Here is a 12,497-nt window from a genome sequence, read left to right on the forward strand (position 1 = left end):
TCAGCAGCCCTTCGCTGCGGTCGGAATGCAGAGGCCTGTGCCGGTGATCGTGTTGGCAGACTGATCGATGGTGACACCGTCGATGCCGAGCATCCCCGAGATCTTTGCCATGAACTCCTTGATGCCGCTGATGACGTCGTCGATCTTGCCCTGGTCCGAGAACACCTTCTGCACAACTGCTTCGAGATCGGCGATCGGCGGCTCGAGTCCCTCCGCGTAGGCCATGACCGGACGGTGCACGACATCGGCAAGTCGACGCAGGAGCTGGAAGGTCTGCACTACATCGGCTTTCTGGGAACCTAGTTTCACCGCGACGATCCCGAGTTGTCGGACGAAGTCGGCAAGGATCGCCTGGTCGTCGGCAATGGCGGCGACAAACTCGTCGGAGACTGCGAGTCCCTTGTCGAGTTGGTCCGAGCGTTGCGCAAGAACCCCAGTCAGGTCGTTCACGTTGGTCAGCAGGTTGCGAATCGAATCGGGTTGGCCCGCGATCGCGTTGTTGACCTCGGTGATCGTTGCGCGCAAAGTCTGGCCGTCGACGTCGCGCAGTACGGGTGTGGCGTCCTGGAGGATGTCGGTGATCTCGTACGGAGTCCGGGTGCGTTCCGGTGGTATGTGATTCGTGCCGAGGTCGTTGTCGCCGTCCGGTGACAGCGACAGGTAGTGGCCACCGATCGGTGTGAGCATCTTGATCTCCACGGCGGAAAGATCGCCTACGTGTGTGTCTCGGTCGACACTGAAGCGAATCTCTACGTGGTCGTCGGCCAAGCGCACCGATTCGACTGCGCCGACCTTGATTCCGGCGACGCGGACCTCGTTGCCGCTGCGCGCACCTGCGGCGCTGGAGAAGTCGGCGACGTAGGTCTTGGTGCCGAACGGAACGAGATAGATGACGGCGCTCGCGGCGAGGGCGAGGATCGCGACGACGATACCGATTACACCCCAACGGAGTTGGGTCTGTGCCTCGTCCTCAGCGGTTCGGCGGGTCCTGATCGTGTGCTTGCGGATCGTCAGCTTCGTCATTTGCACACCACCAGGCTTTGGTTCCCGAGTACGACGTTGCCGATTCCGGGGATGTCCGCGCCGCCGCTCGTGCAGTTGTAGCTCGCGGCGTCGGTACGACTGTCGAGACCACTCAGCAACGACGGCACGAGCGACAGAATCTCGACCAGTTGGTCGGCGCGGGGAGTGAGTCGTCTGAACAATCCGTCGAGCGGGAGATAACTCTGGTCATAGCTGTCCTGCAACTGCTCGAGCAGTTCGACAGCCGGCTGGAGCGCGCGATTGGCAGTCTTGGTCGAGACAACGATTTCGTCTGCCTTGGTACTGAATCTGCTGAGCAAGCTGCCGAGCTGCTCGACGAGATCGCCTACCTGCGCCGATTTTCCGGCTATCTGGTTGGAGATTTCGCCGAGATTCTTTATGAGTAGCACGATTACGGCCTCGCGGTCCTTTGCATACTTCGTCAGGCTGTCCAAGTCCGCGAGGACAGGGCCGATCCCGGCACCATCGCCCTGGAGAACTCGAAGGATGTTTTCTCCGAACCGATTGAGCTGTGCCGAGTCGAGTGTGTCGAACAAGGGCCGAAAGCCGTTGAACAACTTGGACACATCGAAACTCGAGATCGTGCTTTCGAGCGGGAAGGTGTAATCGCTTTCGACCGGTGCGTCCGCGCTTTCCGGTTGGACAAGTTCGATGTAGCGCTGTCCCAACAGGTTCTGATAGCGAATCGCGGGTTGCGTCGTGCGGAACACCGGTCGATCCGTCTGCACCGTGAATCGCACTCGCGCAACGACGCCGTCGAGTTCGACAGTCTCGACCTTTCCTACCTGCACGCCCGACATTCGGACGTCGTCACCTGCGAACAGACCCGACACGTCGGCGAACAAGGCGTCGTATTCGAATTGCTTGCCCTCCACCGGTGTTCTGAGGGCAGTGACGATGACGACCGTGCATGCGGTGACAACTGCGACGAAGATCGTCAGCCGCACGACGGCAGCACGGAGGGTCATCATTTCGGCACTCCGACAATCGAATTCACCAGATAGGGCATGTCCTTCGAGATCAGTTCGAGCTGCAACTGCACTCGGCCGTCGACAACAGGGAACGCGGCACCGATCCGCTCGAGCAGTTGCGGCAGTCGGTGATATGTCGGCGCGACGGTGCCTATCGAAGCCGCGATCGGTATCACCAGGTCAAGGAGGGTGTCGACGATGGTCGAGATGTCGGTCTGGTTGTCACTCAAGATGACCGCAAGCGGGGTGAGCGCTTGATCCGCCAGACCCGAGATCGCCTTGTTCGTTCGATCCTGGTTTGCTGTCTCGCCGAAATACGCGCTTGTGTCCAGTAGTCGAGCAATAAGGTCGACGACGGGTGGCGTGAGTTCGGTAGCGCCTGCGCCGACTTCGCCGCCGATCCTCAGGTATTCCGCAACAGGTGCGCGCTTGTTGTCCGCAAGCAACTTCGCGGTTTCGAAGAAGGCCCGAACCGTTGGACCGAGTGTTTCCGTGTTGGTTATCAGCAGATCGAAGAGCTGGTCGACCTCGTCAGTGTCGAGCACCCGGGTCAGCTGTCCGGCCTTGCGGAACACGCTGGTTATGGTTGCGTTCGCGCTGTTCTCACCGATGTGCAGTGTCGCGCCCTCGGCGAGCGGAGCACCTCCGCCGCGGTTGACGAGTTCGATTGCGGTCGAACCGAATACGTTCGACGAGGTGTACTGCGCCGTCACATCGTCGGTCAGGTGCTCGGCTTGGGATCGATCGAGGGAGAGCTCCAACTGCTGGTGGCCGAACCCGAGCGTGTCGATCTGCGTGACCTTTCCGATTGCGAAGCCGTACAACTTCACCTCGGCGCCGGGGGCTAGACCCTCCCCTACTGTCGATGCGTCGATCCAGACGGTGAACCGGTCGCTGAACTTGCCGTCGCTGTATGCGGAGAGAGCGACCGCTGCGACCGCGACTACTGCTGCGACAGCGAGGCCACGGAGCCGCAGCGAGGCTCGACCTGCTGCTCGACCCGAGAAGTCTTGGAATACAGGCACAGTTACCCCGAAATCCTGATTCCGGAGTCGAGTCCCCAGAAGATGAGTGTCATCACCATGTCCGCGATGACGACGCCGATCAGACTGGCGCGGATCGCGCGTCCCGAAGCACGGCCGACGCCCTCTGGCCCGCCGCTTGCGTAAAAGCCTTGGTAGCCATGAATGATGATGATCATCACGACGAATACGACCGCTTTGACGATCGAGAAGAACACGTCGGACGGCGCGATGAAGGCACCGAAGTAGTGGTAGTACGTTCCAGACGACTGACCGTGCAGCACGTTCACGACGACAGCGCACGAGAGGTAGCTCAGGATCAAGGTGAGCAGAAACAGCGGGACAATGGTGATGACACCCGCAATGACCCGGGTCGTCACGACGAACGGAATCGGCCGTACCGCAGTCGCTTCCAGAGCATCGATCTCCTCGGAGATACGCATCGCGCCGATCTCTGCGGTCATTCGGCAGCCCGCTTGAGCTGCGAATCCGATTGCGGCGATCATCGGTGCCATCTCACGGGTATTGGCGTATGCCGAGACGAAGCCCGTCAGCGGACCCATGCCGACCATGTCCAGCGTCGAGAAGCCCTCGACGCCGATCGATCCGCCGACCGCCACGCCGAGAAATGCAAGTACCGCAACGGTTCCGCCGCCGACGATGATCGAACCGTTGCCCCAGGTGATGTCGGTGAGGATGAGCATCGTCTGGCGTCGATACGACCGGATGGTGTGTGGCACCGCAACGAGTACCTGCCAGGCGAACGTGAACTGGTGTCCCAGGTGCTCCGCGACGTTTGCGGGCGATCGAGCGATCTTGGCCGCAGCGTCGACAACGTGTTTGGTGCCGTACGGCCGCACCTTCGCCGTCGTATCGATCACGATCAGCCGATCCTGGTTGGCATGAACATCGAAACAAGCTGAGTAATAACCAGATTGACGCCGAATGCGGCCATCACTCCGATGACCACGGCGGCGTTGACGGCATTGGCAACGCCCTTGGGTCCGTGGGTGGCCTCCAAGCCGCGCTGGCAGGCAACGATCACGACGATCACGCCGAAAAGGATCGATTTTGCCAGGGCGACAAAGAGATCGGAGATCGTTGCGAACGACGCGAAGGAGGAGAGGTAGCTGCCGGGCGTTCCGCCCTGTGCGCCGACATTGATGAGGTAGCCGGTTCCTACCCCCATGAACACGATGACGAGGCAGAGCAGCGGCGCCATCGCTGCCATCGCCGCGAGCCGTGGCGCGACGAGCCTGCGGACGGGATCGATTCCCATCGTCCTCATGGCGTCGATCTCCTCGCGGATGGTTCGGGCGCCGAGGTCGGCGGCGATCGCTGATCCCGCGGCACCGCCGAGAAGCAGGGCCGCGACAATCGGTGCGCCCTGCCTGATGACGCCGAGTCCGCCTGCAGCGCCTGCGATCGACGTCGCGCCGACCTGCTGCGTGAGGCTACCGACCTGCACGGAAACGATCACTCCGAACGGTATGGAGACCAGCACGGCAGGAAAGGCGGTCACGCTGACGATGAACCACGCCTGCAGCAGCGTCTCTCGCAGGGGATGTCGAAGCCGCACCGTGTCGACGGCGAGGTAGATGCCTGCGTCGAGGCCGAGTCGGAGCGCTCGACCGACAGTGCGGGTCGCCGACAGACCGAGATCGATGCCCCAGCGGAGCGTCCGAGCAGGAGTCCGGGCGAGCGTGTCGAGCATGGACGCGCCCCTCTTTCCTCGAGTGATGTCAGTTACCGACGCAACAGCCGTCGGGCGATGTGAAACGTAGCACATTAATCGGACTGATTCATCAGTCTTGTATTAATCGCTCCGATCCCAGGCGAAGCCAATCATCAGAAGAAAGTTGGATTTCTCGCTACGCTGCAGGTCGTAGGCACCGCCGAGTCTGTGATAGCGCGATCGTGAGTAGGAATGCCACGATCGCGCGTGCGATCACCGACCCGCGCCGATCGCCTGGCCGACGAGTGCCTGCGCCGCCGCGGGCAAGATTGCTGCGAGTCCTGGTCCGAACTGCGGATCGTTCACGAGCGTCTGTGGGCTCGTGCTCGAGCAGCCTGCAGGTGCGGGAACACCCTCCAGTCGATCCTTGAGCCAGTAGAAGCCGCTCGGCAACTGAGTGAAGACGCCGGAGATATGTTCGGCGAGGAACTCTCGGACGTAGGTCACGCTCGATGCGCCTTCGTTGCAGTACTTCTCGTAGATGCGGTCGGTGCCTGCGATCGGGATGATCTCGTCGTTCTGAGCGTGATACATGAACACGGGCACCGACGGGGTGCGCTGACCGAGCGAGTTGTCCATGATCGCGTGTTTGATCTCGGGGATGAGCAATGGATCGGCACCCTGGAATGTCCCGAGGTAGTTGAGGCCCGGGAAGACTGCCGTTCCCATCGGGTGGCACAGGAATTTTTTCGAGGCGAGGACGAACTGGCCGACGATGTCGACCCGCTCGCGTAACACTCGTTGCATGTCCGGGTACTCGGTGGCGATTCCGACGAACGCGCCGCTGATGAGTCCCGCATACAGACCGTTGTTGTTATGCCGCACAACGGCTTCGAAGTCTGCGGCAGCGACGCCGCCCGATGCTGCACCTACGATGTTCAAGTCCGGTGCGTACTCGTCTTTGATCTCGGCGGCGAATGCGGTTGGAATGGTGCCGCCGGAGTAGCCCCACAGGGCTGCCGGGGTCGACGGACCGCTCAGCTCCGATGGAGCGAAGTTTTCCGCGGCACGGATCCCGTCGAGTGTGGCTTGGGCGCCGAGGCGCGACGCGCCATACGCCGAGTTGGGGCCCTCGTAGTCGGGCATCGCCACGGTCCAGCCCTGACCGAGGCCTGCCGCGATGGGGATGAGAATCTCGGCAGCGTTGACGTAGTCGGCCGGGATCGCGCCGGACTGGACGACGTACGACGGCGCGCAGTATTGCGCGGCCGAGTCCTCGGCTATCTGATAGGACAACAGTTTTCGTCCGCCGGCAGGTGCCGGTCCACGTGGGGTCAGGATCGTGGTGACGGTCGCGATCGGCTGGCCCTGGCTGTTGTTCGTGCGGTAGAGCAACTGATGCGCGTCGACGTCCATGTGCAGGATGCCGAAGAATGCTGGCAGGATCGCGCGCGCCCGCAGAATTTCACCGGGTTCGGCATCGGCAACCAGACCAGCTGCTGGTCGATAGAACTCGTCGAACTCTGGCGGAAGGGTCACGGCGGGTGCGGGTTCGATCGCTACCGCGGAGGGCGCTGGATCGGCGTCCGCGACCAGACCGGACATCAGGGTCGTCAGCAACGCGGCCGCGGCGCCACATACGAGGAGGCGAGTCGATCTACGGGCAGTCATCATCGAAGGCTTTCTTTCGGGGGAGACGCCGCCACATCACGACGTTGCATGTGCGGGCCGTCACAACTGGCATAACGGTAATTTAGATTTTCAGATTGTCAATGCACTGAGCCAATAGGGGCATCGGGTCGAAAAGAGGGCTAGCTACAACTGCCGAAGCAGCCGCGGAACCACCTTTCCCGTCGGATTGCGGGGTAGGGCGTCGATGAAGTGAACTTCCCGTGGCACGCTGAATCGCGCCAGGCTCTGCTTAACCGCAGACTTGACGGATTCTTCTGTGGGAGTATCGGATTCGGAGTCGGAGCGGACGACGAAGGCGACCAGCCGTTGCCCGAATTCTGGATCCGGAACGCCGATCACCGCGACCTCACGTACGCCGGGTAGTTCGGTGATAAGCCGCTCGACCTCTTGCGGATAGACGTTCTCGCCACCGGAAACGGCCATGTCGTCGGCCCGTCCGGCTAGGAAGAGGAGTCCATTCGAATCGAGTCGTCCGAGGTCGCCCGTATCCATCAGCCCGTCGATGACCTGTTTCGACTCGCCCGCACGCGTGTACCCGTCGAACAACATCGAGTTTCCGACGAATACGCGACCGACGGTTCCCGACGGAACTGGACGGCCGTCGTCGCCGAGTATCGCCAGCGTGGTCCCGAACGGTGCCCTGCCGGAGGTAGTCGGATGCGCTGCAAGCTCTTTGGGTGTCGCAATCGAGGCGAACGACACCTCGGTACTGCCGTAGATGTTGTAGAGCGTGGGTCCGAATCGCCTCAGGGAGCCAACTACGACGGGTGCTGGAATTGCAGAACCGCACGCGATGATCGCGCGCAGCGTAGATGTATCAGCCGCTTCCAGTTCGTCTTTCGGTAGTTGAAGTATTCGACCGAGCATGATCGGGACGACGAACAGCGAGTCCACTCGATGCTTCGCTATCGCGTGCAGTGCTGCAGCGGGATCGAACTGCCGCTGCAACACTGCGGTCGAGCCCATCGCGACGGCGCTCATCAACGCACCGAAGCCCCACGAGTGAAATACCGGAGCGCAGATGAGGTCGATGCTGCCTGCACGCAACGGAATTCGCGACAGCAACGCTGCTGCCGCGAGTGGATTGCGCGGTGCACTTCGTTTCGCACCTTTCGGTGTGCCCGTCGTGCCGGAGGTCAAGATGATGGAACGACCGACCCGCGGCCGGAAGGGCAAGCGCGTATTGGACCGGGATGCAACAAGTTCCGCGATTGTCGGAATGTTCGTCCCGAGGCGCGGCGCGTCCGATGGTGCCCAGGCTTGAACTACCTTCAGACCCGGTAGGCCCGCGGTCTCGGAGAAGTCGGCATCGACGATGAGAACGTCTGCCCGCTGCTCGCGTAACACTTCGGTGAGCTGACCGCCCGCAAGACCGGTATTCATCAGAATGTGGTCGGCGCCGATCCGCCCGGTAGCAACAACCGCTTGCAGAAAGCCTCGGTGATTGCGGCACAGAATCGCGACCCGGCTGGTGGCATCCACGCCGCGACTCGCGAGTGCCTTTGCAAGCGCGGTGCTTTCGTCGTCGAGCGTGCGATAGGTGATCGCTCCGTCGTCGTCGATCAGCGCGACTCGGTGCGGGAAGCGTCGTGCGCCTACAGCGAGAGCAGCGGCGGGAGTGACGTCCCATCGCAATGCTGCAACGCCCATCTTCGCCAATCGTGCAGGCGAGGACGGGCGGAGCGCACCGGACCGGATGACCGGTCCAGCGGCTCGGGCGAGCCCGAATGCTGCGCTGAAGGGCTCCACGTCAGGCGGTCAGTTCGAGGGTGCCACGCGGATTCCACGGCATCGGCCCGGTCGGAAAGCTGAACCGCAGCAACCGATGTGAGTTGTCGGCTTCGAAATGTGCGACGAAGGGCGGCAGGAAGCCTGCGATGACCTTGTCGAGCAGGCCGTTGATATGACTGAATCCCGGCCGGATGCGGACCTGCCAGGCGTCGAAGCTGCCTGCCGTGATGTCCACCCTTGTGCGCTTCTCGATCTTGACCTCGAGCGGCCAGTAGATCGAAAACGCAAGCCAGATGTTGTGTTTGGACTTCGCGCCCTTGGTGAAGTCGAGTCCCCGCAACAGGGTCAGTCCGCCGATCAGCGGCATGACACCCTTCGGGAACGGCTGGAGTTCGCCGCCGAACTGCAGGTGTTGGGTGTCGACGAAGTAGCCCTCTTCGCGGGTGACCAGTTTGCCGTCGAAAAAGCTTGCCGCTTTGTAACTTTCGGCGTGAATCCGGCCGCCTTCGCGGCGGAATCGTTGCTCGACCTGCATCGAGAGTTGATCTTTGACCCCGGCTTCGACCGCCGAGACGTACGAGGCGCCGTCGTGCTCGACGATGCTCGATACCTCGTACATCGTTGGGTCGTCCCCGACCCGAATTCCGTAGACCGACTTCTCGCCGTCGGCTATGTCGGGGTCGCGGAAGGGACTGGTCATTGCGTTCTCCTGAGCGGTATCGAGCACTGCCACGGCTGCGGGGCAAGCATCAGCTGATTAAACCGACTGATGTATCATTCGTCAAATATTCGTGAGCTTTCCCACTCGGCATGAGCGGTGCCGAGCGTGGTCTGTGGCGGATCGTCGTAGACCCACTCTCTGGCGATTCGATGCCAGTTGTTCGTTGCGCCGAGCTGACCGAGGACGCCGAACGTGAGAAACTCCGCTCTCCTGGAGAAGATGTGCTCGGGCGGCAGGTTCTGATGCCGCATGCCGGAGAACTCGGAGATTCGCGGATCTATCGCGAGCAACATGCTCCCACTCGCCATCGCGGGAGTTATCTCGATCGATTCGTCGTTCAGGTGCCAGCCTGCGGCTCCGTAGACGTAGTCGAGGCACTCGTCGATCGACACCCCTGCGTCGGCGTTGATCACGCCCCTGCGCACCATCAGATCGAAAAGGTCCTGGCTGCGGTTCTCCGATGCGGCACGGAGGCATTGCTTCTCGAAGTCGACGTGGACGGGATCCATCTTGTTGTAGAGCCCGAAGTCGATGAAGCCGACCTTTCCGTCCGAGCCGAGCAGGATATTTCCGGGGTGTGGATCACCGCAGAACTCGCTGTAGCTGAACATCGAACCGATGTAGAACCGGTAGATAATCTCGCCCACTCGATCTCGATCCTGTTGCGGCAGTGCGCGAATCGCGTCGAAAGGTTGTCCGTCGAACAGCTCGGTCACAACCACACGCCGACCGCTGGCTGCCGGAACGCTGTCGGGTACCGCGATGAACGGATGGCCTGCGAACAGCTGCGCGAGCTTGTGCTGTGTACGGGCTTCGCGCTCGTAGTCGAGCTCGCTCTCCATGTTCAGCTTGATCTCTCGTGCGAGTTCGGGAGCGGCAACAGTGGGGATCGTCGAACGCCAGAACTTGAGAAACATGGCGAGGTTCTTCATGTCGGCACGGATCGCGATGTCGATGCCGGGGTACTGCACCTTGACCGCCACGCGACGTCCGTCGTGGAGTCGGGCGCGATACACCTGGCCTATGGAGGCCGCCGCGATCGGCACTTCGTCGAACTCGGCAAACACGTCGCTGATGCTGCGCGCCAGGTCGTCTTCGATGATCTTCCGCATTGCGTCGAACGAGACCTTGGGTGCCTGATCGCGCAGCACCGCGAGCTTGCGCTGAAAGTGCTCGCGATGGGATTCCGGAACGAGATCGAGGTCGATCACCGAGAGCATCTGCCCGATCTTCATCGCCGCGCCCTTCATGCTGCCCAGCACGGTGACGAGTTGATCGGCGGCTTGCAGCACTGCCTTCTCCGAGATCCTGGCCTTCGCCTCATCGGAGCGCCCGAGCATGGATGCACGTGTGCCCGCATTGCGTAGGGCCTGGCCAGCGGCTGCCTTCCCGATCTTCGAGCCGCGCGCTACTCGGGAGGTCGGTACTCGGTCGTTCATATGGACCCTTCGGTAGCCCCATGTGCCGTGCTATCGCATTAATTAGACTGACGTGTCACTCTATCTACACCGGTGAACTTCGAGCGTAGCCGTTCGCCGCACCAAGAGCATTCGCCACGAAAGGAACGTCGCAGATGAACGGACGCAAACGCAAGGCCAAGCAAGCACTCGTGTCAGGCAGGGCATCGAAAACCCCGGTCGTGCTCAAGGTACGCACCCCCGACAGTCTGCCCGCACGGGTGATCGGGCTCGGCCTTGCGGGAACGGGCGCCGCGCACTTCACAGCGCCGCGAGCTTTCGACACCCTCACCGCCACTGCATTTCCGGAGAAGACACGCCAGTGGACCTACCGAAACGGGTTCACCGAACTGCTGCTCGGCCTGGCCATCACCTTCCGCCGGACGCGTCCGGTCGGTGCGATTGGCTCGGTTGCCTACGTGGCGTTCCTAGCGAATCGTGTGTCTTCGCAACGCTGAACGACCAGGCCGGTACGGTTCGCAGAAGCGAGAGAACATAGAACTAGACGGCGACGCGAGGCGGTGAACAGGTGACGGGCGACACGACAGACGCCGACGTGGTGCGCCCACGCCGCGGAAGACCCAAGCAGGAGGGCCTCGCCGAACGCCGTCGAGAGCAGATCGTCCAGTCTGCGTATCACGTTTTTGCCGCCAACGGCTACGAGTCGACGACCATCTCCGACGTCGCACGGCATGCGGGTGTCGGACAGGGCACGGTCTACCGGTACTTCGAGAGCAAGCGCGAAATTCTCGACCACGTCTTCGATTACGCGGCGGGACAGTTCGTCGGCGTGATCATGACCGATGATCTGATGAGACCGATCGACTCGCTCGACGAATTCTCGGATCGACTGGTCGATATCGCGAAGCGAATGGCTGCAACGCTCGAAGTTCAGCCGGATCTGTTGAAGCTGATCCTGGTCGAGGCAAGCGCGGCAGATGCCGAATTGAACGCGCGCATGCTCGGGTTGGAAGGGTTTCTCGCAGAGGCGATCGCGCGCGTCATGCAAGACGGCCAGGAGAAGGGCTGGGTACGCGCGGAGGTCGACACCGCGATGTACAGCCATTACGTCATCGCTCTCGTGATGCCGGGTGTGCGGCACGCGATTCTGGGCACCTTGACGCCGACGGTGAGCGATCGGTTCGCGACCGCAACGGTCGCCATACTTGCCGCGGCCCTTCGCGTTCCCGAGACCACGGCATCATGACCGCGCAGGAAGCCGTTGATCGGCTGGAAGCACGCCGAGCCGACCTGGTGCACGCAGCGTCGGATCTGATTCTGAGCAAGGGCTACCGGAACACGTCGGTGGCGGACATCGTCAGCGCGCTCGGCTTGAGCCACGGCACGTTCTACAACTACTTCGACAGTAGACGCGACGTGCTCGACGCCGTTATCGACTACGGCAGCCAACGACTCGCCGATCGGCTCGTCGGGTCGGACGATCCGGGTTCAGCGACCACCCTCGACGACTTTCTCGCACAGCTGGACCGCATCAACAGACGACTGCACGAGTTGGTTGCCGACGAGCCGCGGCTGGTGCAGTTCATCGTTTTCGAAGCTGCCTCGATCGACCAGGAGCTCGTGCAGCGCATGCTGACGGCGTATCAGGGATTCGTCTCCTCGAACCGGAGCTACGTCGAGAACGGTATCGAAAAGGGTTTTCTCCGTAGTGATCTCGACTCCGAGGTGGCAAGCGAAGCGCTGTTGACGATGTTGCTGTCGAGTACGGTCGGCGCGCTCGGCGGGCAAGGTGTCGCGGCAGACGTAACGGTGTCGAGCGCTGCGCTCGTCGACTTCGTGCGACACGGAATGGGCGCGCAGTAGCGCAGGAGAGTTCGATCGCGTTATTCGACCTCGCTCAGTTCGGTCGCAACGTGGAACGGCGGCGTGCTCTTACCCATGATCCGGTAGCGATGCCACGGATCGGGATCGCCGACGAATGCTTCTCGTGCGCTGTGAGTTGTGCGGACCACGACTTTGGTTCGTGGTTCGTCGCCGAGTAGCGCGGTCAGCTCCGGATTCGGATCGATGCGGCCGATCCACCGAAATATCCCGTCGATGGGTTCGCGGTAGCCCCGCAATTCGATGCGCGTGACTATCTCGGTGCCGTTGACGACGAGTGTCGCCGGACCCAGATAGTCGGAACCTTCGTGCGGGCTGTGCGGAACAACGCTGTTCATCGGT

The 12,497-nt window shown here is 61.9% G+C and carries 13 protein-coding genes; 3 read left to right on the top strand and 10 right to left on the bottom strand.

Annotated features, from left to right (window positions below; all coding sequences use genetic code 11):
• From JGU71_RS09380 to JGU71_RS09420, 9 genes are all read right to left on the bottom strand, one after another.
• Complete coding sequence (locus JGU71_RS09380; RefSeq protein WP_199703813.1) at positions 1–1,023, bottom strand: MCE family protein; 1,023 nt, start codon at positions 1,021–1,023, stop codon at positions 1–3.
• Positions 1,020–2,015, bottom strand: a complete 996-nt coding sequence (locus tag JGU71_RS09385) for an MlaD family protein (protein ID WP_199703814.1) — start codon at positions 2,013–2,015, stop codon at positions 1,020–1,022. The genes JGU71_RS09380 and JGU71_RS09385 overlap by 4 nt, the downstream gene beginning before the upstream one ends.
• Positions 2,012–3,040, bottom strand: coding sequence for an MlaD family protein (locus JGU71_RS09390; RefSeq protein ID WP_199703815.1), 1,029 nt, complete (start codon positions 3,038–3,040; stop codon positions 2,012–2,014). Before JGU71_RS09390 ends, JGU71_RS09385 begins: the two co-directional genes overlap by 4 nt.
• Before the next feature lie 2 nt (positions 3,041–3,042).
• The gene (locus tag JGU71_RS09395; RefSeq protein ID WP_307829624.1) at positions 3,043–3,852 is read right to left on the bottom strand and encodes an MlaE family ABC transporter permease; all 810 of its coding nucleotides are present in this window, start codon (positions 3,850–3,852) and stop codon (positions 3,043–3,045) included.
• 68 nt (positions 3,853–3,920) lie between these two features.
• Positions 3,921–4,751: an ABC transporter permease gene (locus JGU71_RS09400; RefSeq protein ID WP_233528998.1), complete on the bottom strand. Its 831-nt coding sequence runs from the start codon at positions 4,749–4,751 to the stop codon at positions 3,921–3,923.
• A gap of 234 nt (positions 4,752–4,985) precedes the next feature.
• Positions 4,986–6,383, bottom strand: a complete 1,398-nt coding sequence (locus JGU71_RS09405) for a lipase family protein (RefSeq protein WP_199703817.1) — start codon at positions 6,381–6,383, stop codon at positions 4,986–4,988.
• Positions 6,384–6,527: 144 nt separating this feature from the next.
• Positions 6,528–8,153 (bottom strand): AMP-binding protein, encoded by a 1,626-nt coding sequence (locus JGU71_RS09410; RefSeq protein WP_199703818.1) that lies wholly within the window; start codon positions 8,151–8,153, stop codon positions 6,528–6,530.
• 1 nt (position 8,154) lies between these two features.
• The gene (locus tag JGU71_RS09415) at positions 8,155–8,835 is read right to left on the bottom strand and encodes a hypothetical protein (protein WP_199703819.1); all 681 of its coding nucleotides are present in this window, start codon (positions 8,833–8,835) and stop codon (positions 8,155–8,157) included.
• Between the two features lie 74 nt (positions 8,836–8,909).
• Entirely contained in the window at positions 8,910–10,295 is a 1,386-nt protein-coding gene (locus JGU71_RS09420; RefSeq protein WP_199703820.1) for an ABC1 kinase family protein, read from the bottom strand.
• Between the two features lie 134 nt (positions 10,296–10,429).
• Here JGU71_RS09420 and JGU71_RS09425 point away from each other — a divergent pair, with 134 nt between their 5' ends.
• The 3 genes from JGU71_RS09425 to JGU71_RS09435 all read left to right on the top strand — a co-directional run bounded on the left by JGU71_RS09425 (position 10,430) and on the right by JGU71_RS09435 (position 12,137).
• On the top strand, positions 10,430–10,771 hold the full coding sequence (locus tag JGU71_RS09425) for a DoxX-related protein (protein WP_199703821.1): 342 nt from the start codon (positions 10,430–10,432) through the stop codon (positions 10,769–10,771).
• Positions 10,772–10,842: 71 nt separating this feature from the next.
• Complete coding sequence (locus tag JGU71_RS09430; protein ID WP_199703822.1) at positions 10,843–11,520, top strand: TetR/AcrR family transcriptional regulator; 678 nt, start codon at positions 10,843–10,845, stop codon at positions 11,518–11,520.
• On the top strand, positions 11,517–12,137 hold the full coding sequence (locus tag JGU71_RS09435) for a TetR/AcrR family transcriptional regulator (protein WP_199703823.1): 621 nt from the start codon (positions 11,517–11,519) through the stop codon (positions 12,135–12,137). The genes JGU71_RS09430 and JGU71_RS09435 overlap by 4 nt, the downstream gene beginning before the upstream one ends.
• 20 nt (positions 12,138–12,157) lie before the next feature.
• On the opposite strand, the gene JGU71_RS09440 is transcribed toward JGU71_RS09435, so the two are convergent.
• A complete protein-coding gene (locus tag JGU71_RS09440; RefSeq protein WP_199703824.1) occupies positions 12,158–12,493 on the bottom strand; it encodes a DUF4873 domain-containing protein in 336 nt (111 codons plus the stop codon).
• Between the last annotated feature and the right edge of the window lie 4 nt (positions 12,494–12,497).

The organism is Antrihabitans stalagmiti, from assembly GCF_016482825.1.
Taxonomy (GTDB): domain Bacteria; phylum Actinomycetota; class Actinomycetes; order Mycobacteriales; family Mycobacteriaceae; genus Antrihabitans; species Antrihabitans stalagmiti.

What these genes read in the sequence shown, in the direction of transcription:
- JGU71_RS09380 (WP_199703813.1), bottom strand. Translation starts at nt 1,023, where the DNA reads ATGACGAAGCTGACGATCCGCAAGCACACGATCAGGACCCGCCGAACC.
- JGU71_RS09385 (WP_199703814.1), bottom strand. Translation starts at nt 2,015, where the DNA reads ATGATGACCCTCCGTGCTGCCGTCGTGCGGCTGACGATCTTCGTCGCA.
- JGU71_RS09400 (WP_233528998.1), bottom strand. Translation starts at nt 4,751, where the DNA reads ATGCTCGACACGCTCGCCCGGACTCCTGCTCGGACGCTCCGCTGGGGC.
- JGU71_RS09405 (WP_199703817.1), bottom strand. Translation starts at nt 6,383, where the DNA reads ATGACTGCCCGTAGATCGACTCGCCTCCTCGTATGTGGCGCCGCGGCC.
- JGU71_RS09415 (WP_199703819.1), bottom strand. Translation starts at nt 8,835, where the DNA reads ATGACCAGTCCCTTCCGCGACCCCGACATAGCCGACGGCGAGAAGTCG.
- JGU71_RS09420 (WP_199703820.1), bottom strand. Translation starts at nt 10,295, where the DNA reads ATGAACGACCGAGTACCGACCTCCCGAGTAGCGCGCGGCTCGAAGATC.
- JGU71_RS09425 (WP_199703821.1), top strand. Translation starts at nt 10,430, where the DNA reads ATGAACGGACGCAAACGCAAGGCCAAGCAAGCACTCGTGTCAGGCAGG.
- JGU71_RS09435 (WP_199703823.1), top strand. Translation starts at nt 11,517, where the DNA reads ATGACCGCGCAGGAAGCCGTTGATCGGCTGGAAGCACGCCGAGCCGAC.
- JGU71_RS09440 (WP_199703824.1), bottom strand. Translation starts at nt 12,493, where the DNA reads ATGAACAGCGTTGTTCCGCACAGCCCGCACGAAGGTTCCGACTATCTG.